This window comes from Pseudomonas sp. NPDC090203 (assembly GCF_044746765.1).
Lineage (GTDB): Bacteria > Pseudomonadota > Gammaproteobacteria > Pseudomonadales > Pseudomonadaceae > Aquipseudomonas > Aquipseudomonas putida_AD.
The window spans coordinates 1-22,484 of record NZ_JBIVCV010000025.1; the positions used below are offsets into that span (position 1 = coordinate 1).

19 protein-coding genes and 1 tRNA gene are annotated in these 22,484 nt (G+C 61.6%); 15 read left to right on the forward strand and 5 right to left on the reverse strand.

Going from position 1 to position 22,484, the window contains the following annotated elements:
• Positions 1 to 544: 544 nt before the first annotated feature.
• Complete coding sequence (nadA, locus tag ACIPO9_RS27600) at positions 545 to 1,603, forward strand: quinolinate synthase NadA (RefSeq protein ID WP_400784483.1); 1,059 nt, start codon at positions 545 to 547, stop codon at positions 1,601 to 1,603.
• Positions 1,604 to 1,699: 96 nt separating this feature from the next.
• On the opposite strand, the gene ACIPO9_RS27605 is transcribed toward nadA, so the two are convergent.
• The gene (locus tag ACIPO9_RS27605; RefSeq protein WP_400610859.1) at positions 1,700 to 3,133 is read right to left on the reverse strand and encodes a M48 family metalloprotease; all 1,434 of its coding nucleotides are present in this window, start codon (positions 3,131 to 3,133) and stop codon (positions 1,700 to 1,702) included.
• A gap of 150 nt (positions 3,134 to 3,283) precedes the next feature.
• On the opposite strand from ACIPO9_RS27605, the gene ACIPO9_RS27610 reads away from it, so the two are divergent.
• Positions 3,284 to 3,535, forward strand: a complete 252-nt coding sequence (locus tag ACIPO9_RS27610; protein WP_400610857.1) for a sulfurtransferase TusA family protein — start codon at positions 3,284 to 3,286, stop codon at positions 3,533 to 3,535.
• A 33-nt stretch (positions 3,536 to 3,568) separates the two neighbouring features.
• On the forward strand, positions 3,569 to 4,639 hold the full coding sequence (locus tag ACIPO9_RS27615) for an AI-2E family transporter (RefSeq protein ID WP_400610855.1): 1,071 nt from the start codon (positions 3,569 to 3,571) through the stop codon (positions 4,637 to 4,639).
• A 114-nt stretch (positions 4,640 to 4,753) separates the two neighbouring features.
• Here ACIPO9_RS27615 and ACIPO9_RS27620 read toward each other — a convergent pair whose 3' ends face one another.
• Positions 4,754 to 5,227: a peroxiredoxin gene (locus tag ACIPO9_RS27620; protein ID WP_400784484.1), complete on the reverse strand. Its 474-nt coding sequence runs from the start codon at positions 5,225 to 5,227 to the stop codon at positions 4,754 to 4,756.
• A 9-nt stretch (positions 5,228 to 5,236) separates the two neighbouring features.
• Complete coding sequence (locus tag ACIPO9_RS27625; protein WP_274134556.1) at positions 5,237 to 5,800, reverse strand: glycine cleavage system protein R; 564 nt, start codon at positions 5,798 to 5,800, stop codon at positions 5,237 to 5,239.
• A 326-nt stretch (positions 5,801 to 6,126) separates the two neighbouring features.
• Here ACIPO9_RS27625 and dapA point away from each other — a divergent pair, with 326 nt between their 5' ends.
• From dapA to ACIPO9_RS27660, 7 genes are all read left to right on the forward strand, one after another.
• Complete coding sequence (dapA, locus tag ACIPO9_RS27630; protein ID WP_400784486.1) at positions 6,127 to 7,005, forward strand: 4-hydroxy-tetrahydrodipicolinate synthase; 879 nt, start codon at positions 6,127 to 6,129, stop codon at positions 7,003 to 7,005.
• A gap of 17 nt (positions 7,006 to 7,022) precedes the next feature.
• The gene (gene bamC, locus ACIPO9_RS27635; protein WP_400784488.1) at positions 7,023 to 8,138 is read left to right on the forward strand and encodes an outer membrane protein assembly factor BamC; all 1,116 of its coding nucleotides are present in this window, start codon (positions 7,023 to 7,025) and stop codon (positions 8,136 to 8,138) included.
• Positions 8,139 to 8,897 (forward strand): MBL fold metallo-hydrolase, encoded by a 759-nt coding sequence (locus tag ACIPO9_RS27640; RefSeq protein WP_274134561.1) that lies wholly within the window; start codon positions 8,139 to 8,141, stop codon positions 8,895 to 8,897.
• Positions 8,898 to 8,971: 74 nt separating this feature from the next.
• Positions 8,972 to 9,685: a phosphoribosylaminoimidazolesuccinocarboxamide synthase gene (gene purC, locus ACIPO9_RS27645; protein WP_085710248.1), complete on the forward strand. Its 714-nt coding sequence runs from the start codon at positions 8,972 to 8,974 to the stop codon at positions 9,683 to 9,685.
• Positions 9,686 to 9,776: 91 nt separating this feature from the next.
• Positions 9,777 to 9,866: transfer RNA gene (locus ACIPO9_RS27650), tRNA-Ser, on the forward strand.
• 130 nt (positions 9,867 to 9,996) lie between these two features.
• Positions 9,997 to 10,413 (forward strand): DUF86 domain-containing protein, encoded by a 417-nt coding sequence (locus tag ACIPO9_RS27655; RefSeq protein ID WP_400784489.1) that lies wholly within the window; start codon positions 9,997 to 9,999, stop codon positions 10,411 to 10,413.
• Between the two features lie 151 nt (positions 10,414 to 10,564).
• The gene (locus ACIPO9_RS27660) at positions 10,565 to 11,026 is read left to right on the forward strand and encodes a hypothetical protein (RefSeq protein WP_400784511.1); all 462 of its coding nucleotides are present in this window, start codon (positions 10,565 to 10,567) and stop codon (positions 11,024 to 11,026) included.
• 197 nt (positions 11,027 to 11,223) lie between these two features.
• Here the strand turns inward: ACIPO9_RS27660 and ACIPO9_RS27665 are convergent, their stop codons facing one another.
• Entirely contained in the window at positions 11,224 to 14,208 is a 2,985-nt protein-coding gene (locus ACIPO9_RS27665; protein ID WP_400784491.1) for a type III effector HrpK domain-containing protein, read from the reverse strand.
• 62 nt (positions 14,209 to 14,270) lie between these two features.
• Positions 14,271 to 17,687 carry a hypothetical protein gene (locus ACIPO9_RS27670; protein ID WP_400784492.1) on the reverse strand — a complete coding sequence of 1,139 codons (3,417 nt, stop codon included), beginning with the start codon at positions 17,685 to 17,687 and terminating at the stop codon, positions 14,271 to 14,273.
• Between the two features lie 703 nt (positions 17,688 to 18,390).
• Between ACIPO9_RS27670 and ACIPO9_RS27675 the strand changes: the two genes are divergently transcribed.
• From ACIPO9_RS27675 to sctV, 5 genes are all read left to right on the forward strand, one after another.
• The gene (locus tag ACIPO9_RS27675) at positions 18,391 to 18,555 is read left to right on the forward strand and encodes a hypothetical protein (protein ID WP_268800027.1); all 165 of its coding nucleotides are present in this window, start codon (positions 18,391 to 18,393) and stop codon (positions 18,553 to 18,555) included.
• A 111-nt stretch (positions 18,556 to 18,666) separates the two neighbouring features.
• Positions 18,667 to 19,602 (forward strand): FHA domain-containing protein, encoded by a 936-nt coding sequence (locus tag ACIPO9_RS27680; protein ID WP_400784493.1) that lies wholly within the window; start codon positions 18,667 to 18,669, stop codon positions 19,600 to 19,602.
• Positions 19,599 to 19,958: a hypothetical protein gene (locus ACIPO9_RS27685; RefSeq protein WP_400784494.1), complete on the forward strand. Its 360-nt coding sequence runs from the start codon at positions 19,599 to 19,601 to the stop codon at positions 19,956 to 19,958. The genes ACIPO9_RS27680 and ACIPO9_RS27685 overlap by 4 nt, the downstream gene beginning before the upstream one ends.
• Before the next feature lie 56 nt (positions 19,959 to 20,014).
• Positions 20,015 to 20,308: a M48 family metallopeptidase gene (locus tag ACIPO9_RS27690; protein WP_274134622.1), complete on the forward strand. Its 294-nt coding sequence runs from the start codon at positions 20,015 to 20,017 to the stop codon at positions 20,306 to 20,308.
• Complete coding sequence (gene sctV, locus ACIPO9_RS27695; protein ID WP_400784495.1) at positions 20,305 to 22,446, forward strand: type III secretion system export apparatus subunit SctV; 2,142 nt, start codon at positions 20,305 to 20,307, stop codon at positions 22,444 to 22,446. Before ACIPO9_RS27690 ends, sctV begins: the two co-directional genes overlap by 4 nt.
• The last annotated feature ends 38 nt before the right edge of the window (positions 22,447 to 22,484 follow it).

The window sequence follows — 22,484 nt, forward strand, 5'->3', positions numbered from 1 at the left end:
CCATGTGAGAGTAGGTCATCGTCAAGATTAAATTCCAGAACCCCAATCGCTAACGCGGTTGGGGTTTTGTTTTTGCGCCTGGAAAAGTTTTCCACACTGATGCCGCCCTGTAGGAGCGCGCTTGCCCGCGACTGCGCCAGGACAAACACCACCGCAGCGCCTGACCCACCGTCATCGCGGGCAAGCGCGCTCCTACAAGTTGTGGCGCCTATCCCGTAGCAGTCCGGCTTGCCGGCGAGGCGATCTCAGGTCCGTCCTCGTCCGAATGCGGCCCCTGACCCCTGTAGGAGCGGGCTCGCCCGCGATTGCGCCAGGACAAACACCACCGCACCGCCTGACCCACCGCCATCGCGGGCAAGCTCACTCCTACAGGTTCGTGGTGCCGTGCCGCCGGTAAGTGATCGCTCAACAGGTTACGTGATACATTCGCGGCCGCTTCAAAGCCGGAAGCTTCATGACCGTGAGGGTTTCCCGCTTTTTTTGTTGCCTGTTGTTCAGGTGTAAACTCGACGTTCGCGCTCGCGCGCATTCAGGTTCTGCGAACATGACACAGATTTCCGAACGCCTTCTGGTACAGGCGCATCTAGACGCCAAGCAGCCCAAGCCACTGACCCCGGAAGAAGAAGCCGAATACCGACGCCTGATCGCCGCCGAACTCAAGGCCCAGGACGCCGCACTGGTTGCGCACTTTTATTGCGATCCGGTGATTCAGGCGCTGGCTGAAGAAACCGGCGGCTGTGTGTCGGACTCCCTCGAAATGGCCCGCTTCGGCAAGAACCATCCCGCCAAGACCGTCCTGGTGGCCGGTGTGCGCTTTATGGGCGAAACCGCAAAGATCCTCACCCCAGAGAAACGCATCCTCATGCCGACGCTGGAGGCGACCTGCTCGCTGGACCTGGGCTGTGGCGTGGATGAGTTCACCGCATTCTGCGATCAGCATCCAGAGCGCACGGTGGTGGTGTACGCCAACACCTCGGCAGCGGTGAAGGCGAGGGCGGACTGGGTGGTGACCTCAAGCTGCGCGCTGGAGATCGTCGAGAGCCTGATGGACAACGGCGAGAAAATCATCTGGGGCCCGGACAAGCACCTGGGTCGCTACATCCAGCGCCAGACCGGTGCAGACATGCTGCTGTGGGACGGTGCATGCATCGTTCACGAAGAGTTCAAGTCGCGCCAGCTCGAAGACATGAAGGCGCTGTACCCGGATGCGGCGATCCTGGTGCACCCTGAGTCACCAGAATCGGTGATCGACCTGGCCGATGCCATCGGTTCGACCAGCCAGCTCATCAAGGCTGCGCAGACCTTACCGAACAAGACCTTCATCGTCGCGACCGACCGGGGCATCTTCTACAAGATGCAGCAGTTGTGCCCGGACAAGGTGTTCATCGAGGCCCCTACGGCCGGTAATGGCGCGGCATGCCGCAGTTGTGCGCACTGCCCGTGGATGGCGATGAATACCCTGGCGCGCACGCTGCAGTGCCTGCGTGAGGGGACCAACGAAGTCTTTGTAGACCCTGCGATCATCCCCAACGCCGTGCGCCCGCTGCAGCGCATGCTGGACTTCACCCAGGCTGCCCGGTTGAAACTGTCCGGTAACGCCTGATTGCCTGTTCCGTAGCAGCACGGCTTGCCGGCGGGGGCGCCTATCAAATCGCCCCCGCCGGCAAGCGGAACGCCGCCCGGCCGGGCTGCTACAGGGTCAATTCATCATCTCTTTGACTGCCCGCTCCTGGGCGATGATTTCCTGCTGCCGCGCATCGATTCGCGAAGCCAGCTGGAAGTTGTTGTTCGCCCGGCGCTTGGCGAACTCCAGTTGCTGGATGGCCTGCTTGAAGTCGCCCATCAAGGCGAAGTACTCGGCGCGGGCCTGGTGTGAGCCGATGGTGTTGCCCGACAGGCCACGAGCATCGGCCACCTGGTTCCAGATATCCGGATCGTCCGAACGGCTCTTGAGCAGGGTCTCAAGGGCCTTCAGTGCTTCAGGCGCCTTGGACTGCTTGAGCAACACATCCACCTTTGCCTGGTTGAGCGGGTAGTCGTCGGGATACATGTCCAGCATCCGGTCGACCCGCTGCTGGGCGTCAGGCAGGCGATTGTTGGTGATGTCCAGGTGGATGGCGGCCAGGTTGTAGGTGATGTTGTCCGGGGCCTTGTCCAGCAATGGCTTGAGGCTCTCGCGGGCTTCATTCAACTGGCCGGCCTTGGTCTGCGCCAGGGCCAGGCCGTAGCGCGCCGCGTCGTTTTTCGGGTTCTCGGTCAATTGCGCGCGGAAGCGCTTGGCTGCCACGCCCGGGGTTTCTTCATAGATCAGGATGACCCGCGAACGCATCAGTTGATACGCGAGGCTGTCTTCCTTGCCCCCCGGCTTGGCCTGTTCGGCGCGGTTGCGGGTGTCGGCGATACGCGACTCGGTCACCGGGTGGCTCATCAGGAATTCAGGCGGCTTGGCGTCATAGCGGTACTGGCGCGCCAGGCGCTCGAACATGGTCGGCATGTTGCGTGGGTCATAGCCTGCTTTTTCCAGGTTGAGGATACCGATGCGGTCCGCTTCGGCCTCGTTCTGCCGGGAGAAGCGCGCCTGCTCCTGGATGGCCGCGGCCTGAGAGCCGGCGATGGCGGCAATACCGGCGTCACCTGCACCGGCAGCGGCCATGACGATGCCCGCCAGCATGGCCGCCATCACCGGCACCTGCATGCGTTGCTGCGCCTGCACCCCGCGAGCGAAGTGGCGTTGTGACAAGTGCGCCAGTTCGTGCGCCAGTACCGCTGCGTACTCGCCCTCGGTCTCGGCATGCAGGAACAGCCCGCCGTTGACCCCGATGATCCCGCCGGGCGCCGCGAAGGCGTTGATTTCCGGGGTGTTGATCAGGATGAATTCCAGGCGCCGGTCCTGCACCTGGCTGGTTTCGGCCAGGCGATAGACCGACGTTTCGACGAAGTCCTTCAGTTGCGAATCGGACAACTGCGAGACCTGCGCGCGCAACAGGCCCAGCCATGCGCGGCCCAGGTCATGCTCCTGTTGCGGCGAGACGACGGAGGAACTGGCATCGCCGAGCGAGGGCAGATCGTCCGCGAAAGTCGGGGTTGCCATCAGGCAAGCGAGCGTCAGCAGTGCGGGGCGCAGAAAAGTCATGCACAAAACTCTGAGGCAGAAAGGGGTTACTGTAGCTGGCTCAATGGCTTGCTGACCAGAGTGGGGTATTCTTGAAAACCTGTAGGAATGTTCTTCTTCATGCTATTTGCGGTTTCTGTGTAATTGGATGTGTCTACCCGGAGAGAAACGATGTCTGACGCTGTAGGTCGTCCTGCGACCTGTGATGCCGAGCTGGATGCCAGCGGCCTGAATTGCCCGCTGCCGCTGCTCAAGGCCAAGATGGAACTCAACCGCCTGGCCAGTGGTGCCGTACTCAAGGTCACCGCCACCGACGCCGGCTCGCAACGGGATTTTCGCAGCTTTGCCAGACTGGCCGGGCATGCGCTGTTACATGAAGAAGTGGCTGACGGCATTTATCGCTACTGGCTACGCAAGGCCTGACGATTTCCTACCCCTCGCTTCAAAGGATCATTGATGTTCAAAGTGCTTCGCGACTGGATGCAGCGCTACTTCTCGGATGAAGAAGCCGTGGTGCTGGCGGTGCTGCTTGTCTTGGCGTTCACCATCGTCCTCACGCTGGGCGGCATGCTGGCCCCGGTACTGGCAGGTCTGGTGCTGGCCTTCCTGATGCAGGGGATGGTAGTTCAGCTCGAACGACTGCGCATGCCTGAAGGCGGTGCGGTCGGGGTGGTCTTCGCTCTGTTCATGGGGGCGCTGGCGTTGTTCCTGCTGGTGCTGGTGCCGTTGCTCTGGCATCAGATGATTACGCTGTTCAACGAGCTGCCGGGCATGCTCGCGAAATGGCAGTCTCTGCTGCTGCTGTTGCCCGAGCGCTATCCGCACCTGGTGTCCGACGAGCAAGTGCTGCAGGCCATCGAGGCCGCCCGTGGCGAAATCGGCAAGTTCGGCCAGTGGGCCCTGACGTTCTCGCTGTCCAGCCTGCCGTTGCTGGTCAACATGATGATCTACCTAGTGCTGGTGCCGATCCTCGTGTTCTTCTTCCTCAAGGACCGTCGGATGATTGGTCGCTGGGTCCGAGGATACCTTCCCCGTGAGCGTACGCTGATTACTCGCGTCGCCGAAGAGATGAACCGGCAGATCGCCAACTACATCCGTGGAAAAGTCATCGAGATCTTTATCTGCGGCGCAGTCACCTACATCGCGTTCGTCACCATGGGGCTCAACTACTCGGCGCTGCTGGCCATGCTGGTAGGCATTTCCGTCGTGGTGCCGTACGTGGGTGCGGTCGTGGTGACGGTGCCGGTGGCCTTCATCGCGCTGTTTCAGTGGGGCTGGAGCGACCAGTTCATCTATCTGATGGCGGTCTACGGGATCATTCAGACGCTGGACGGCAACGTGCTGGTGCCACTGCTGTTCTCGCAGACGGTGAGCCTGCATCCGGTGGCGATCATCTGCGCGGTGCTGTTGTTCGGCGGGCTGTGGGGCTTCTGGGGGATTTTCTTCGCGATTCCGCTGGCGACCCTGTTCAAGGCCGTGCTGGATGCCTGGCCACGCAACGAGCCGACGGTAGCGCCGTTGTTGTAGGAGGCATGACGCAATCTCTGTAGGAGCGCGCTTGCCCGCGACGGCGTCCGGTCTGAATCACTTCGTGTGACTGACACAACGCCGTCGCGGGCAAGCGCGCTCCTACAGGGGGTGTCAGGCGTTGTTGAGCGCCTGAGCCGCTTCCAGCACCGCGGCCACATGCCCCGGTACCTTCACCCCACGCCATTCCTTGCGCAGCACACCGTTCTTGTCGATCAGGAAAGTGCTGCGATCAACGCCCATGTATTCCTTGCCGTACAGCTTCTTGAGCTTGATCACGTCGAACAGCTGGCAAAGCGCCTCGTCCTTGTCGGAAATCAGCTCGAAGGGGAATGCCTGTTTGGCCTTGAAATTCTCATGGGATTTCAGGCCATCGCGGGACACGCCGAACACCAGGGTGTTGGCCGCCTTGAAGTCCGCGAACTGATCGCGAAAGCCCTGGCCCTCGGTGGTGCAGCCTGGCGTGCTGTCCTTGGGGTAGAAGTAAATCACCACTTGCTGGCCCTTGAGGGCCGACAGGCTGACCATCTGGTCGCTGGTGGCCTGTACCTGAAAGTCGGCAACGGGTTTGTCCAGTTCTACAGCCATGGGATGTCCTTACATTGGGGCTTGCGGGCGCCATGGTTCGATCAGCGCATCGAGGTTGAGGGCGTCGGCGAAGTCCAGGAACTGGTCACGCAGCCAGCTGATCTGGGTGCCGGCCGGCAGGGTCACGGTGAACGTCGCATTGAGCATGGTGCCGCCGGTCTGCGGGGCCTGATAGGTGTCGCAGATCAGGTTTTCCAGCTCGACATGGTGGTCGATGAAGAACTGGCACAGCTCGTTGATGATGTCCGGGCGGTAGGCCGAGCTTACGTACGCAACGTAAGGCAGGGCTTCCGGACGGCTTTCCAGCGAGGCGCTGCGCACCACGTTGACGGTGAACGCATGCTTCTTGGCCAGGTTCGGCAGGCCGGTCTCCAGGCGCGCCAGGGCGTCCCAGCTGCCGGAGACCTGCAGGATCAACGCGCTGCATTCGCCATGGCGAGTGAGGCGCGAGCTGACTACCGAGCAACGGTTTTCATGACTGGCGCGGCACAGGACGTTGGTCAGCTCCATCGGGTTGGCCCCAAGGGCACTGATGACAAGGAATTGTTCGCGAACTGTGGGGATGGACGACATGCAGCATTCCTAAGCGATGAGCGGTCGGTACATTGTGGGTCGGTGCGGCGGACTCGGTGAAAGTATCGATCGTGGCTTCGACTGGAACCCGTGCCCGTGCAGCCTCTCGCATCGGGCGGCAGCACTGCTGGAACGGGGTTTGTAGTGAAGAAAACGAACTCTCGGACGAGCTGCGCAGATGACCGGTACCGATCAAAGACCGAAGGGTAGCGAAAACCGTCGCCGAGGGGAATGCTCTCGGCGGCTGAAACCGTGGTACTTCGCTTGTGCAAGGTTGATGGCGCCAGTACCATTACCCCTCTCTTTTTCCGGCAGGAGCGGTTTGCATGATTGCGGGCAGTATGGTGGCACTGGTCACACCTATGGATGCACAGGGTCGTCTTGACTGGGGCAGCCTGAGCAAACTGGTGGACTTTCACCTGAAAGAGGGCACCGACGCCATCGTTGCCGTCGGTACTACAGGTGAGTCGGCGACGCTGGACGTCAACGAACACATCGAAGTCATCCGTCACGTGGTCAAGCAGGTCGCCGGTCGCATTCCGGTGATCGCGGGCACAGGTGCCAACTCCACCCACGAAGCGGTCGAGCTGACCCGCAACGCCAAGACCGCCGGCGCCGACGCCTGCCTGCTGGTTACCCCGTACTACAACAAGCCGACCCAGGAAGGCCTGTACCAGCACTTCAAGTTCATCGCCGAAGCCGTCGATATCCCGCAGATCCTCTACAACGTGCCAGGCCGCACCGCCTGCGACATGAAAGCCGAGACCGTGATCCGCCTGTCGAAGATCAAGAACATCATCGCCATCAAGGAAGCCACTGGCGACCTGCAGCGTGCCAAGGACATCCTGGCCGGCGTCGACAGCGACTTCCTGGTCTACTCCGGTGATGATCCGACCGCCGTGGAGCTGATCCTGCTCGGTGGCAAGGGCAACATCTCCGTGACCGCCAACGTCGCACCGCGTGCCATGGCCGACCTGTGCCGCGCCGCGATGGCCGGTGACGCCGTCACCGCCCGCGCCATCCACGAAAAACTGATGCCGCTGAACAAGACCCTGTTCATCGAATCCAACCCTATCCCCGTGAAATGGGCCCTGCATGAGATGGGAATGATGCCGGACGGTATCCGTCTGCCGCTCACCTGGCTCAGCGAGTCCTGCCACGAGCCGGTACGTCAGGCCCTGCGTCAGTCCGGTGTTTTGGTTTAATGAGGAAGCACTACGCAATGAAGCGACTGGCCGGACTTTCCGCACTAGCCTTGATCATTTCCAGCACCAGCGGTTGCAGCTGGCTGTTCGGGCAGGACGGTTACTTCCGTGATCGCAGCAGCGATTACTTGGAAGCGACCCAGAAACCACCGATGCAATTGCCTGAAGGCATCCAGGAAGCCAAGCGCCTGGACCCTCTGCTGCCGATTCCGCGCAACGTCGCCGATGACACCCAGAAGGGTGAATTCAAGGTTCCGCGTCCGCAGCCGCTGTCCACCGTTGCCGAGTCCAGCGACTATTCGCTGCAGAAGAGCGGCGACAACCGCTGGGTCCTGGCGCAGCGCGCACCTGCCGAAGTCTGGCCGGTGGTCCACCAGTATTTTGAAGACAACGGTTTCCGCATCGCCGAAGACCGTCCTCAGACTGGCGAATTCAACACCACCTGGCAGCGTGCAGACGAACTGTCCGCATCGGTTGGCAAGCGCCTGGCCGGGGCGGGTGACAGCGCCAGCACCGAAACCCGCGTACGTGTTCGTATCGAACCGGGCGTGCAGCGCAACACCAGTGAAATCTACGTGGTCAGCGTCCAGCGTCCGGCTGGCAGCAGCGAAGAGCCTGCCTTCCCTTCTCGCAGCACCAACGTCGGCCTGGATTCGGTCCTGACCGACGACATGCTGGCTAGCCTGAGCCGCACTGCCGAGAAGGGCGGTTCGGTGTCCCTGCTGGCCGCACGTGATTACGACACCCCGAGCCGCGTCTCGCTGTCCGAAGACGGTAGCGGCAACCCGGTGCTGAACCTGGGCGCCGACCTGGATCGCGCCTGGTCAAGCGTAGGTCGTGCACTGAACCAGGGTGACTGGCGCGTCGAAGACATCAACCGCAGCCTGGGCCTGTACTACATCAACCTTGCGGAAAAGGCCGACAAGCCCGAGAACAAGCCTGGCTTCTTCGCCCGCATGTTTGGCAGTGAAGAGACCAAGGAACAGAAAGAAGCCCGTGCCGAGCGCTATCAGGTGCGCCTGAGCAAGGTTGGCGACAACGTTCAAGTGACCGTCGAGAAGAACATCAATACCGTGGCGCCGGCTGAAATTGCCCGTCGCGTGTTGAGCGTCATTCAAGACAACCTCGGCTAAGTGCGTTTCGCGGTTCTTGGCAGCGGCAGCCGTGGCAACGGCACGCTGGTTGCGAGCAACGACACGTACGTCCTGGTCGACTGCGGTTTCTCCCTGAAGGAAACCGAACGTCGGCTGGACAGGCTGGGCGTCAGCGGTCATCAGTTGAGCGCCATCATGGTGACCCACGAACATGCCGACCACGTGCATGGCGTGGGTCTGCTGTCCCGGCGCTACGATGTACCGGTCTATCTCAGTGACGGCACCTTGCGTGGCATGCGCAAGCCGGTCGAGGCGGGAATGAAGCTGGTGGCCGGGCAGGGCGTGCAGATCGGCGGCCTGAACATCGATGTGGTCTCGGTGGCCCACGATGCGCTGGAGCCGACACAGTTCGTCTTCAACGACGGGCGCCGCCGCTTTGGCCTGTTGACCGACCTGGGCTCGTACTGCCCCTCGGTGCTGGCCAGCTACAGCGGGCTGGATGCGCTGATGATCGAGTCCAACCACTGCCGTGACCTGCTGGCACGAGGGCATTACCCGTACTTCCTGAAACAGCGGGTTGGCGGGCAATTCGGACATTTGAACAACCACCAGGCCGCAAGCCTGGTGAGCGAGCTGGGATGGCAGGGCCTGCAACACCTGGTGCTGGCCCACCTGAGCAGCAAGAACAACCTGCCGCACCTGGCCCGGCAATGTTTCGTCGACACCCTCGGGTGCGATCCGGACTGGCTACAATTGGCCGATCAAGATTGTGGGCTCGACTGGCGCGAAATCGCCTGACATCCCGAATGGGCGACAGCCCGTCTATTTTTAAAGGGCACCTGCCCCGAACATTTCTGCAAGCGGAGCCCATCATGGAAAAACGTGAAGAACTCTACCGCGGCAAAGCCAAGTCGGTTTACAAGACCGACGACGCTGACCGCTTGATCCTGCTGTTTCGCAACGACACCTCGGCGTTCGACGGCAAGCGCATCGAACAGCTCGACCGCAAGGGCATGGTGAACAACAAGTTCAACGCCTTCATCATGCAGAAACTCGAAGCGGCCGGCATTCCGACCCAGTTCGACAAACTGCTGGCCGACAACGAAGTGCTGGTCAAGAAGCTCGACATGATCCCGGTCGAGTGCGTCGTGCGTAACTACGCCGCAGGCAGCCTGGTCAAGCGCCTGGGCGTCGAAGAGGGCATGAAGCTCAACCCGTACACCTTCGAACTGTTCCTGAAGGACGACGCCAAGGGCGACCCGTTCATCAACGAATCCCACGTCGTGGCGTTCGGCTGGGGCACCGCCGAGCAACTGGTACGCATGAAAGAACTGTCGCTCAAGGTCAATGAAGTCCTGAGCAAACTGTTCGACGACGCAGGCCTGCTCCTGGTCGACTTCAAACTGGAATTCGGCGTGTTCAGCGACGGCTCCATCGTCTTGGGCGACGAATTCAGCCCGGACGGCTGCCGCCTGTGGGACAAGGACACCAAGAAGAAAATGGACAAGGACCGCTTCCGCCAGGGCCTCGGTGACGTCATCGAAGCCTACGAAGAAGTGGCCAACCGTCTGGGCGTGCCTCTCTAAAAGAGAAACCGCCGCAAGCATCTGAAAAAACGCGAAAATTTTGAAAAAAAGGTTCGCGTTTTCACCCCAAGCTGTTATGATGCGCGCCGTTGGAGAGATGCCGGAGTGGCCGAACGGGACGGATTCGAAATCCGTTGTACTGGCGACAGTACCTAGGGTTCAAATCCCTATCTCTCCGCCATTACAAATAAAGCCCCAGAAGTTATGCTTCTGGGGCTTTTTTGTTTCTTGAGCAGGCCAGCAGGGTTCAATCCCCCAAGCATCGCCTTAGCCAATTGCGGAACCCAGAATCACACGGACGGCAAATCCCCATGGAAGACGATCTACTCCTCAGCAAAGCCGCGATCATCACGCGCTGCGTAGCCCGAGCACGCGAGGAATATGAGAAGGATCCTGCCACGTTCGAATCAGACCCGTCCCGTCAGGACGCTGCCATGCTCAATATTCTCAGGGCCAACGCAGCCGCCCTGGACATGGGCCAGCATCTCATCCGCCGGGAACGCCTGGGCATTCCTCAAAGCGCTCGGGACGTCTTTGAGTTGTTGTGCAGGGGAGGCTGGCTGGAGGCGTCGTTGCTCACGACGATGAAGAACATGGTCGGCTTCAGGAACATCGCAGTCCACGAATACCAGACGCTGCAGTTGCCAATCACGGTGGCGATCATCACTCAGCATCTCGACGATTTTGTGCGTTTCAGCTCCTTTGTGCTGACGCGGGATGCGGTCTGATTCAGTGGCGGAAGCGCCGCTTTTTGTGAAATCTCTCCCACCCTGTGAAACGTTGTGAAGCCCCGCAATAAAGGCGATTTGCCCATGCTAACGTCCTCGGCGGGGTATCGTTAGTGTGACGGTGCCATCATTCGAGTGAGGGAGCAGCGCAATGAGTACCGTATCGCCTACCGGCAACCAGCCAAGCAGCCAGAAATCCTCGACGACGGCGTTCGATGACAAGTTGAACATCGCCAAGTCCAGCAATATCATTGCCGATTACATGAAGCAGAACGGCAAGGGTGCGATCACCAGCCAGGATCTGGCGAAGCTGGCCAGTGATACGTCGGGCAAGGTGCCTGCCGATGTGTCGAGCGCGGCGCAGTACATGCAGCGTCATCCGGATGTGTTCACCGCCATCGAGACCCATGACGTGGCCGGTGCCGATAACCTGTCGGGCGTGTGGAACTTCGAATGGGCAGCCAGCGGCGGTCTGAACGGCACGGCGACCGATGCTATCGCCAAGATGCAGGACACCTTTGATCTGGCCATCGCCAAGTCGGCGCAGATCACTGAGCTGACCACCGGCAAGAAGGCTGAGCTGGACTCGACCAAGCAGCGTCCGAGCAACTGATTTCAAAGCGCTGGTTACAAAAAAATCCCCAGGTCATGGCCCGGGGATTTTTTTGTCCGATGTATAAGAGTGACGTTCATGCCTTGTAGGAGCGCGCTTGCCCGCGATCCAGTTTGCCAGTCACATTGAGCGTGACTGACAAATGGCTATCGCGGGCAAGCGCGCTCCTACAGGATGTATGGCGACGCTTGATCAGGTCATGAGGTCCAGGTTTCGCCACCCGGCCAATCCTTGGTCGGGATGTCGCTGATGGTGCCGTCCTTCACGCCGTCGATGCCATAGCGTTCGATCGAGCCGCCCAGCACCTGGGCGAAGTCGTCGGCCTTGGCTTGCTGTTGGCCCTCTTTGACCAGCCCCGGAATGATCGCCCCGAGCACCGCCACGCCAGCGCCCAGGAAGCCCAGGGCCCCCGCCACGGAAGCCACTGCGGGCAGGAAGCGCGTGACGCCCAGCAGCGCCATGCTGCCCTCTGCGACCGACGCCGAGCCTGCCAGGATACCCAGCGAGCCTGCTGTGATGCCGAAGCCGCCGGTCAGTGTGTCGCCTCGACGGATCGCCTGCACGCCGTCGAAGATGCCGTACGCCCCCGCTGCGATGCCGGCCAGGCCGCCAATGCCCTTGGCGCTCTCTTCGAAGTTCTTCGCGATGTTCTTGTAGTTCTTGCCGTCCTTGACGTTGTCCTTGATCTTGTCGAGCTGGTCGGCGGGCAGGTTATTGTCGGCGACCAGTTTATTGCCTTTCTCGATCGCGCCGTCCAGGTACTGCTGATAGGCCTTGGAGCCGCCTTCGGTGAGCACGGTGGTGGTCTGTACCGAGCCGGTGGTGATGTCGGAGATATTCTTGTCCGAGAGTTTGCCGCCGTTCTGGGTCCCGCGAGCGATGGTCACGCCAGCCAGGAACAGGCCGCTCACGGCATGCAGGGTGCCACTGCCGTAGGCGCCCTTGGCATCGCCACTTGGGTCGAAGTCGGACAGTTTGCCCATCTTGTCCAGGAACTTGGTGCCCTGACGGAACATGTCCCAGTTGCCACGGAAACCCGCAACGATCTGATCGGTGGTGGCAACGCTGCCGTCTTCGTTCATCAGCAGTTCGGGGGAGTCGTTGCGGATCTGGTCGATGCGCTCGCGCAGCTTGTCTTCGTCCAGCTCGGCGCCGCCATCCTTGCCATAGGCGGCCTTGAGGTCGTCGAAGCTCGAGCCCTTGAAGGCGTTTTCCTGAGCGATGCTGGAGAAGTTGTCGTTGAGCTGCTTGTCGAACTGGTTGGTGAACTCCGGGTCCAGCGCACCGTTGTACAGTGCCACTTCCAGGCTGAACGTGCTGCCGGCCGCTTCAGGGGTTTCGGTCTTTAGCAGTTCACGCAGGCGGTCGCCCGAGGCCAGCGAGTCCTTGTAATACGCCTGGATCGCTTCGTTATGGGATGACTTGCCCACGGCGGCCTGGATATCGGCGGGATCGCTGATGCCGAGCATCGACTGGTAACTCTGTGCTGTCGCATAGAAATTGGCCAGTGCTTCGGGCTGGTTGGTCTTGCCGTCCTGGGTGGAGGCGTCCCACGCGGCGTCCAGCGCCTTGCCGGACTTGATCTGGTCCTCGTAGGTCTTGGTCACGGCGTCCTTGAGGCCCGGGCTGGAGTCGAACAGCGACTTGATCGACTCGTCCCCCTTGTTCTTGATGTACTCGGCCGTGGGCTTGTCGTTCTGCAGGATGCTCATGTGGTCGTTGATGTCCTGCAGGACCTTGTCCGGCTCCCAGAACGCGCCAGATCCGTTGGCAATCGCCACCTTGCCGTAGTCATCCCCCCACATTCCGGCCTTGGCGCCCTCGATCACCAGCTTCTGGGCGTTTTGCAGATCGAGCAGCACGGCGGCCTTTTCTTCTGCGGAATATTTTTCAGGATGTTCGAAGACGTCCTTGCCCAGTTTGCTGGTGTCGACATTCGCCGTGACGTTGCCCGAGACGACAGTTGACAGCAGCGCGCTCAGGCCGGTGGCGTCGGCCGGGGCGGAATCCTTCAGCCAGGTCTGGATGTCCGCCTTGCTGGCTTTGCCGTCAGCGCCGCCGGCCAGGAGTTTGCTGGACGTATCAAGGATCTTGAACGCACCCGGTTGCGACCAGAAATCCAGTGCGGCCTTTTCCTTGTCGGACAGCTGCGGATTGGCGTCCTTGTAATCCTTGATGTTCTGCGCGGTCAGCGTATCGCCGGCGTCGGTCTTGCCGCGGATCGAGTCGTACTTCTGTTCGAGGATCGCCGCGTACTCGGCGATCTCCTTGGACCCGGCATCGGCATCCGGCTTGGCCTTGAGGTAATCCTTGTAGCTTGCGATGTCTTCGCTGGCCTGGGCCTTGGGCAGCGATTCGAAGCCGTACTTGCCGAAATCCTGCAGGCGTCCGGCTTCGGTGCCGTGCTTGGCTTCGCCGCTTTTGGTAAAGCCGTCAACACTGCTGTTGGCGACGTCATCGCCGGTGAGGACCTTGCCGTTCTCGTCGTAGCCGACGATGCGATCCAGCACCTGGCTTGCGCGAAAGGCTGCATCGGGGTCTTTTTCGAAGTCGCCGACCTGCTCCTTGAGCATGTCTTTCACGCCGCTCTGGTTGCCCAGGTTCTTCAGCAGCGGGTTGTCGTCAATGATGTCCTGGGCCGAGCGGGTGTCACCTTCCGGGCGCTCCCACTTGATGCCCAGGGCCTCGGCCTTCTCTTTGGCGGCGCTGTTGTCGCCCGCCGTTTCAATGTGCTTAAGCTCGCCCTTGAGGTTTTCGAAGCCGTACTTGCCGAAGTCCTGGAGACGGCCGGCCTCGGTCCCGTGCTTGGCATCGCCGCCTTTGGTGAAGCCGTCGACCCTGCCGTTGTTCACGTCCTTGCCCGCGATGCGGCTGCCGCCCTCGTCCAGTTGCTCGATGTGATCGAGCACTTGCGTGGCGCGATAGGCTGCGTCACGGTCGGTTTCGAAATCACCGACGCGCTCCTTGAGTTTGTCCTTCACGCCGCTCTGGTTGCCGAGGTTCTTGAGCAGCGGGCTGTCGTCGATGATCTGTTCGACCGTGCGGTGGTCATCCTTGGGCAGTTGCCATTCGATGCCGGCATCCTTGGCTTTGGCGCGGTCGACGGCGTCGCCCCAGAGGGCGTCTGATTTGCCATCGACAACGGCGTTGGTCTTGGTGATTTCGTTGACAGCGAGGGACATTTGGCAGGCTCCTGGACTGAAACGGTGAACGCCGCGTCCTTGGCGGGACGCGGCGTGAGGGGTTATTTCTTGTCGTAATCGACGTGCAGTTCATCGTCCAGGCGGTTGCTCGACGATCCGCCTTTCTGTGGCGTTTCGTCGAAGTGCTGCCACTCGGCGCTCTGGAAGCGGAACAGGCTGTCATCGGGCGGGGCTTCGCGGCCGCCGTAGTTGTGGATCGAGTAGTGCAGGTACTCGACCTTGTCGCCCCAGTTGTCCTGCAACAGGCCGTCGGCGGCGAGGTCGCGATACCAGTCGTTTTCCTTCTCGCTGGCCTTCTGTTTTTTGTTGTGGTCGACGAAGTAGCCGATGATCCCGCCGATCACTGCCAACACGACGCCGACGAGGAAGAACGGCCCGGTGAGTGCTGCTGCCGAACCTGCGCCGACCAGCGCTGCGGCACCCAGCACACCGGCCGATGCGCCGAACGCACCTGCGGCGATCTGCAGGCCACCGGCCGCCTTGGCCAGCGGGTCACCGGTTTCGACGCCGCTCTTGATGGTGAACGCGCCGAGCACGATGTCGGCAAAACCGCCCACCACGTCGGAGGCCGGGCCCAGCACCTTGATGACCGAGCCTGCGATTTTCGCTGCCTTGCCGGCCCCCAGTTTCGCCGCACCGGCGCCCGACACCGCGTCGTCCAGACGTTGGGTGATGCCGCCCTGGATCTTCTCGGCGTCGGCGAAGGTGCCCTTGCCATCGCCCAGGATGTTGGAGATGTCCGGGGTGATGTCCAGCGCGTTGCCGATCTTGGTCTTGAGCGCTTCGGACAGCTTGGGATCGCGCACATCCACCAGCGGTGACTGGATGCCTTGCTTGCCCCAGATTTCCGGCAGGGTCTTGTCCAGGCCGAGGAAATCGACCATGCCGCCTTTGCCCACCAGGTCGGCGACGGCATCACCCAGCTTGACGAAGTGGTTGCCGGCGCCGGCGAAACTCAGGAAGTCCTTGGCGATGGCCAGGCGCTGCTGCGGGGTTTCCGCGAGCTTGCCGCCGTTGCCTGCCAACTGGTAGATCCCGGAGAACAACGAGACACCGGCGCCCATGGAGCCCAGGATGCCCTTGGTGTTGAGCGCGCTGAAAACCTCGCCCAGGGTGCCGCGGTCGGCAATCGGTACGTAGGACTTGGACAGCGCGGTCTTGATGTCGGCCTCGGTGACCTTGCCGTTGGTCTTGTAGGCTTCGCCCACTTCTTCCAGCGCCTTGGTGACGGCGGACAATTTCTTCTTGTCCCCCAGACCCTCTTCAAGAAACTTCTCGATGACTTCCTGGGTACGGCGTGGCAGGTCGAGCAACTCGCCCTTGAGCACGCTTTTGAGCAGGCCGAATTCGTCTTTGGTCGCCAGTTCCTTGTTCTCGTCGGAGATCTTGCTCGGGTCGGCGATCAGGTCGTTCAGGTCACTGGTCAGGCCGTCGGCCTGGATCGACTGCGCGGCCTTGGTGGCAGCGTCCGGATCGAACAGCGACAGCGAGGTCAGGGTATCGCTGAGGTCCTGCTGTGCTTCGTGCTCCTTGCCCTGTTTCTGCAGGTCCTTGAGGTAGGTGACGTAATCCGGGTTGTTGGTGAGGTCCAGCAGCTTCTGCTTGATCTCGTCCTTGTTCGGCAGGCGGTTGATGGCGCCGTCCATCTTCGACTTGTAGTCGGCGCTGACGGTCGGGTCGGAGAACAGGGTGCCGATCTGCTCCTGCAGTTTCCCGCCGTCGATGATGTCGTGCATGTCGGCGGAGGTCAGCTCGGTCTGCTTGTCATCGAACACCCGCCAGGTGCCGCCAAAGGCGCCGGGTTCTTCTTCGTAGCCGGTCAGGCCGCGACCGTTCTGGTAGGCCGCCTGGGCTTCCAGAGCACGGACCAGCTTGGCGCGCGGGTCGTCCTTGGCAATCGAGCCGTCCTCGACGCCCTTGCGGTAGTCGTCGAGCAGCTCCTTGGTCGCCAGCTCGCTGACGGTCAGCTCCGGGGAGTTCTCGTCCTTGTCGTCGGCTTTCACGCCCGTGCCCAGGCTGAGCACGTCCAGTTCGTCATGGGACGGCAGGCCGGCCTTGCTGCGTGTGTCGTCGACTTCGGTCTTGGTCCAGGCTTCCCACTTGGCGACCACGTCGTCATACAGTTGCGGGCTCAGTTCCTTGGAGACGATGACCTTGCCTTCGCTGGTCTCGTAGCGGATCAGACCGTCACCCAGTTCGTCCGGCGAGCCGAAGGTGATGTCGGTGTTTTTCAGGAAATCGTTCGGTCCTGCCAGTTTGTAGCCTTCGTCCTCGCTCTTGTGGATCTTGCCCCAGGTCTCGTTGGCGGTGCTGGCGCTTTCGAACAGCTCCGGGGTCAGGTCCCTGGATACCACGACCTTGGTGCCGTCATGCAGCTCGTAGGTCAGCGTCTCGCCTTCCTGGCCGACGGTCCAGTTGAAGTTCTTGTAGTCATTGAGGCCCGGCACCGGCGTACCGCGATCGGCCAGAACGGCGCCGTTGGACACCGCCGTGTTGATGTCGGCGGATTTGGCCGGGTCGTTGATGACCTCGTGCAGCGAAGTGAGGTAGTCGAACAGTTGCGGGTTGTCATCGCGGGCGACGACCACCTTGTCAGTGTCGGTGTTGTAGCGGATCAGGCCCGGGCCGACCTCGTCCACCTCGCCAACCGCCGTGCCGGAGTAGGGCGGCCAGACTTCGTTGTCGGTCGCGCGGCGATAGCCATCGGCCTCGCTGGCGCTGATCCCGCTCAGGGTGTCGTAGGCATCGTTCACGGCCTTGAACAGGGTCGGGTTGTCGCGTTCGGAAACGATGTGCTTCTCGCCGTCCTGGGTCACGTAACGCACCACCCCCGGCCCGACTTCGTCGGCAGGGCCGATGCTCAGGTAGTCGCCGGTCCTGGGCGGCTTGGCGTCGCCTGCGACCTGTTTGTAGCCGTCCGCTTCACTGGCATTGATGCCCGACAGCGCCTTGAAATCCTCGGCGACCTGCTTGAACAGCTCGGGGTTTTCCTGTTCGGCGACGATCACCTTGGTGCCGTCCTGCAGTTCATAGCGGATCAGCCCCGAGCCTTTTTCATCCGGCGGCCCGATGTACTTGTAGGCGCCGAGGGTTTCCGGTGGCGGAGCATCGCCAGCGGCGAGTGTGTAGCCTTCATCGCCGCTCTGCTTGATCGCTTCCAGGGCAGGGCGGTCGTTGACCACTTGCTGGTAGAGCTTGGGGTTGGTGGCCTTGCTCACCAGCACCTGTTCGCCATCCTGGGTGGTGAAACGCACGATGTCGGCACCCACGGTGCCCGGCTCTTCTATGGACTTGTAATCCTTGAGGGCCGGCGCTTTTTCATCGGCGGTGGCAGGCCGGTACTGGTCGGCGTTCTTTACGCTGCTCTTTAGAAATGCGGTAAAGGGCGTCTTCGGCGCCACTTCGCCCCGTGTCAGGTTTTTCGGATCGAGAGTGCTGTTCAGGGGGAGAGTGGACATCGGGTAGAACTCCTGTTGGAACCGCTCGGGCGGTGACGCAAGGGCCTGTCTGAACGGTCAAGTTATCGTGTTGTTCTCACGGGTTTAAAGTTGGAAGCCGCCTGTGAAAGTGTGCCGGGTCAGACCGGTTAGTTGGGCGTACTGGACGAATAGATGAGGTGCCTGGTCTCGTGCAGAATCATGTTGAATCATGAATGCATTGAACTCCAGACAGACATCTACCGTCGGACTTGAACTAACGAACGGCTGGAACCCTATCAGAGTGTCGAGGCGCGGAGCGTACTGTGCGCAAGTTTTCACAAGATTTCACAACCTGGATGGGCCGCGTGAATCAAGGCTTCTGGCCAGTATTGTCGCCGTGAGATGCGCAGTAAAACTGGCGTCGATTTTCAGTCGTCGCGACAACGAATAAAAATAAAGTTCAAACTCGGGCCCGGAAAAATGTGAAATTGGGACGTGAGTTCAATTATCAGCCGCAAGGCTTAATGTGACAGTTCAGCGCTCCCTAGTTGCCGGGTGCGTGACGGATATGACGTTTCACAAGTTTTCACAGCGGTGAATAATTTCATCTGCGTAGTATGGATTCGTGCACTGACGTAACGCCGAAGTTCATTTGTAATAAACCGGCCTTACGGTAGTGCATGAATGATCCATGTGCCGCAATGCGGCTGAAGACATCCCCATCCCTGTAAGGAGAAAGAAAATGGCAGAAGTCCCTCCAGCAAGCTCCGGCGGCGGCGCAGACGCAGCGATCGCGAAAATGGAAGCCACCTTCAACATGGCTATCGAGAAGTCGGCAAAGATCACCGAGCTGACCACCGCCAAGAAGGCTGAGCTCGACGCGACCAAGCAACGTCCTCAGAACTGATGTGCTCATGCGGGCAGCTGCAAGGCTGCCCGCATGTTTTTTTCTGGCATCACCCGATTTTTTTTGCGTCTACCTCGCCATTGCCTGCACGCCTGATTCGGGTATACCGACATGACAGCCCAGATTTCACTGACTTCCGTGCCTGCGCCCTTGGCGCCGGGAATGAGCGCTCCCCAACTGCGTATCACCCATGGCCTGCACCAGGGTGTGTGCCTGTCTCTGGACAAGGCCGCCTATGTCATCGGCAGCGCAGGTGCTGCGGACCTGCTGCTGTGTGACGCCGGTGTCGTCGAGCGGCACATGGCCCTGCGGTTTACCAATGGTCAGGTGGCGATCGAAGCGCTGGGCGGCGAAGTGATCGTCATCGGCCGTCACGTCCGGGAAATAAAAGTGCCAGTCGGCAGCGGCCACCGCACCTATTTCCCGGTGGACATTCGCCTGGGCGAGGCACGCCTGACGTTGACCGATACCGCCGCTTCACCGGCCCATGCCGCCCCTCTCAAATCGAGCAGAGCGCTCAAGCCGCACTGGATCATCGCGCTGCTGCTGATGTTTCTGTGTGTGGGTGCGTTTGCCTTTCGCGGCGAAGCTGTCGCGCCGACCGAGGTCGCCCAAGCCCCTGTGCCTGCGGTCAGCAACGACCGTCAATCGCCCGGTACCGCAGAGGCGGGCGTGTGGCTGGAGAAACAACTGGCGGCTGCAGGCCTGAGCCAGATCAAGGTCAGCGAAACCGGAGGCCAGCTCAGCCTGAAAGGCAGCTACGACCCGGCCAGCAAGCCGCGCTGGATGAGCGTGCAACAGGCCTTCGACAGCCGCTACGGGCAGTCCGTCGTGCTGCATGCCGAGGTGACGCCGCGTGCAGAAATCGCAAGGCCAAGGGTGCGTTTTCAGGCGATCTGGTTCGGTCCCAATCCCTACGTCGTCAATGAGAGCGGCAAGCGGCTGTACCCAGGCGCGGCGCTAGCGGACGACTGGACGCTGGAGCGCATCGAGAACGATCAGGTGATCCTCGCCCGTGGCGAAGAGCGGTTCACCTTCACCCTATGAAAATCGATCCGCGCCCGACGCTGCCCACGATTTCCGAAAAAACCCCTGCGGTCGACGCCGTCCAGCCGGTCCATCAGCGCCATGGTGCGCGCTTCGAAGCGGTCCTGAGCAAGCGCGAAATCCGCGCCCGCCGCTCATTGCGGGGCGATGTCGAAAGCGCCTCGTCCACCACCGGCATCAGCCCCGAACTGTTTGGCACCGCGCGCTCGGTGGAGCTTCTGGAATATGTGCTGGAGCAGGTGGTGCCGGAGCTGGACGCCGAGCCCCAGGTGAAGGAACTGGCCCAGGCGCTGATTCGTGAAGAGATCGACCTGCGCCGCAGCCTTGAAGAACAGCGCGCCGAGGCTCAGGCCTGATGCCGGTGAACAGGTCCACTCGTCAAAGCCAGGATGCCGTCGAGCTGCTCAAGGGCATGGGCGAGCTGTATCGCCGGGGCGGCCAGGTGCAGCGAGGGCTGGTGATGCTGCTGATCGCCGCGCACCTGTCGCCTGACGATCCGGCGTTGCTGCGCAGCCTGGCGACCGCCTTCACCGCCGGCGGGCAGCCCGACCGGGCGCTGCGCGCGATTGACCGGCTGACCGAGATCGAAGGCGATTCGCCCGACCTGTTGCTCTTGCGCAGCCGGGCCCTGTGGCGGGCGGCGCGCAAGGTCGAGGCGCGGCAATGCTTCAAAGACTATCTGATCGCCCGGAGAGCCGCGCAATGATGCTCATGAACCGCTTCAACGACCTGGCCCGGATTGCCGCGGGGCGCAGTGACGTGATCATCGTCGCGTTCATGCTGATGGCCATCGTCATGATGATCATCCCGCTGCCGACCTGGCTGGTGGACGTGCTGATCGGCCTCAATATCTCGCTGAGCATCCTGATCCTGATCGTCGCGTTCTACATCTCGCACTCGGTGGAATTTTCCGCGCTGCCGCCGCTGATTCTGTTGAGCACGTTGTTCCGCCTGGCGCTGTCGATCACCACCACGCGGCTGATTCTGCTCGACGGCAACGCCGGTCATATCGTCAAGGCCTTCGGTGATTTCGTGATCGCAGGGCAGGTGGTCGTGGGGCTGGTGGTGTTCCTGATCATCACCGTCGCGCAGTTCGTGGTCATCACCAAGGGCGCCGAGCGGGTGGCCGAAGTCGCTGCGCGCTTTACCCTCGATGCGATGCCCGGCAAGCAGATGAGCATCGACAACGACCTGCGCAACGGCGACATCGACCAGCACGAAGCCCGTCGCCGTCGCTCGCGTCTGGAGCGTGAGAGCCAGATGTTCGGCGCGATGGATGGCGCCATGAAATTCGTCAAGGGCGACGCCATCGCGGGCCTGGTGATTCTTGCGGTCAACCTGTTGGGCGGCATGCTGATCGGCATGCTGGAGCGCGACATGCCGTTTGGCGAAGCGGTCCATACCTACTCGTTGCTGACCGTGGGCGACGGGTTGATTGCGCAGATTCCCGCGCTGTTGATTTCGGTGGCCGCCGGTACCGTGGTGACTCGGGTCAACAGCGACAGCACCCAGGGCAACCTGGGCAGCGAGATCGTCCAGCAGTTGGGCAACAGCCACATGGCCCTGGGCCTGACCGCATTGATTCTGCTGGGCGTGGCGTTGCTGCCGGGCTTTCCGGCATTCGTGTTCATCGGGCTGTCGGCGCTGCTCGGCACCTCGGCCTGGGTGATCTACCGCCGCAGTCGGGTGATCCAAGCGTCACCTGAAGCTGAAGTGATCGAGGCGCCGGAGGTCGAGTATGAAGCACCGGAGCCGGTGCAGATGCTCAGCAAGCCGCTGGACAGCCGCATCCTGCTCAGCCTCGGTTCCACCCTCGCACTGGCAGCGCCTGCCCAGCCATTGCGCCAGCGCATCGAAGCCCTGTGTCATGAGGTGCGTGGTGATCTGGGTATCGAGGTGCCGGTGCCCGACGTGTTCGTGGACCCGGCCATGGCCGCCAATCGTTTCGTGATTGAGCTTGAAGGCGTGCCGGTCAGCGAGGGCGAGCTGCCGACGGACTGCCTGTTGCTCAAGGACGATCCGGTGCATGCGCAATTGCTCGACGTGCCAGCCCTTGAGGCGGACTCACCGCTCAGCCGCCGGCCTGCGCAATGGATCGAGCAGCATCATCAGGACAGTTTGCAGGAGGCGGGCGTGGCCTTCATGCGCGCCGATGAAGTGCTGGGCGCGGTGGTCGAGCGCACCCTGCGCCGCTATGCCGCGGACTTCCTCGGGATCCAGGAAACGCGAGCGATCCTGGAACGCCTTGAGGGCAGCTACGGCGAACTCATCAAGGAAGTGCTGCGCAGTGTGCCCCTGCAACGTATTGCCGAAACCTTGCGCCTGCTGATCGCTGAGGGTGTGTCGATCCGCAACCAGCGCGCGCTGCTTGAGGCGATGGTGGAGTGGGGCGGCCGTGAAACCGATGCGATACGCCTGGCCGAACAGTTGCGCGTGGCGCTGGCACGGCAGATCAGCCACCAGTTCGCCGACCGCAACCGGGTCATCAGCGCCTTCGTGCTGACCCCGGGCCTGGAAGAGCAATTGCGCACCACCCTGCGCCGTCAGGAAAACACCCGTGACGCCTTTGCCGAACACACCAACCGCGCCTTGCTGGTGCAGTTGCGCCATGCCTGCGAGCGGCTGTCCGAACAACAGGACACCGTGTTGCTGGTCCATCCGGAACTGCGCCGGGCGATGCGTCGCCTGATCGTTCGGGGCGAACTGGAGCTGGCGGTGCTGTCCTTCCGCGAACTGGCCGGCGAATACAACCTGCAGGCCGTGGGCACGGTCAGCCTCAACGAAATCACCGACCGCCGCGCGCCCAGCGGCGTGGCCAATACCCCCATGGCGACTGCCTCATGATCTGTTCTTCTCTGTTTCGCTTGCGTGGTTTCTTCGGC

Coding starts and splice junctions, on each gene's coding strand:
- nadA (WP_400784483.1), top strand. CDS start 545: ATGACACAGATTTCCGAACGCCTTCTGGTACAGGCGCATCTAGACGCC.
- ACIPO9_RS27605 (WP_400610859.1), bottom strand. CDS start 3,133: ATGACTTTTCTGCGCCCCGCACTGCTGACGCTCGCTTGCCTGATGGCA.
- ACIPO9_RS27610 (WP_400610857.1), top strand. CDS start 3,284: ATGTCTGACGCTGTAGGTCGTCCTGCGACCTGTGATGCCGAGCTGGAT.
- ACIPO9_RS27615 (WP_400610855.1), top strand. CDS start 3,569: ATGTTCAAAGTGCTTCGCGACTGGATGCAGCGCTACTTCTCGGATGAA.
- ACIPO9_RS27620 (WP_400784484.1), bottom strand. CDS start 5,227: ATGGCTGTAGAACTGGACAAACCCGTTGCCGACTTTCAGGTACAGGCC.
- ACIPO9_RS27625 (WP_274134556.1), bottom strand. CDS start 5,800: ATGTCGTCCATCCCCACAGTTCGCGAACAATTCCTTGTCATCAGTGCC.
- dapA (WP_400784486.1), top strand. CDS start 6,127: ATGATTGCGGGCAGTATGGTGGCACTGGTCACACCTATGGATGCACAG.
- bamC (WP_400784488.1), top strand. CDS start 7,023: ATGAAGCGACTGGCCGGACTTTCCGCACTAGCCTTGATCATTTCCAGC.
- purC (WP_085710248.1), top strand. CDS start 8,972: ATGGAAAAACGTGAAGAACTCTACCGCGGCAAAGCCAAGTCGGTTTAC.
- ACIPO9_RS27655 (WP_400784489.1), top strand. CDS start 9,997: ATGGAAGACGATCTACTCCTCAGCAAAGCCGCGATCATCACGCGCTGC.
- ACIPO9_RS27660 (WP_400784511.1), top strand. CDS start 10,565: ATGAGTACCGTATCGCCTACCGGCAACCAGCCAAGCAGCCAGAAATCC.
- ACIPO9_RS27665 (WP_400784491.1), bottom strand. CDS start 14,208: ATGTCCCTCGCTGTCAACGAAATCACCAAGACCAACGCCGTTGTCGAT.
- ACIPO9_RS27670 (WP_400784492.1), bottom strand. CDS start 17,687: ATGTCCACTCTCCCCCTGAACAGCACTCTCGATCCGAAAAACCTGACA.
- ACIPO9_RS27675 (WP_268800027.1), top strand. CDS start 18,391: ATGGCAGAAGTCCCTCCAGCAAGCTCCGGCGGCGGCGCAGACGCAGCG.
- ACIPO9_RS27680 (WP_400784493.1), top strand. CDS start 18,667: ATGACAGCCCAGATTTCACTGACTTCCGTGCCTGCGCCCTTGGCGCCG.
- ACIPO9_RS27685 (WP_400784494.1), top strand. CDS start 19,599: ATGAAAATCGATCCGCGCCCGACGCTGCCCACGATTTCCGAAAAAACC.
- ACIPO9_RS27690 (WP_274134622.1), top strand. CDS start 20,015: ATGGGCGAGCTGTATCGCCGGGGCGGCCAGGTGCAGCGAGGGCTGGTG.
- sctV (WP_400784495.1), top strand. CDS start 20,305: ATGATGCTCATGAACCGCTTCAACGACCTGGCCCGGATTGCCGCGGGG.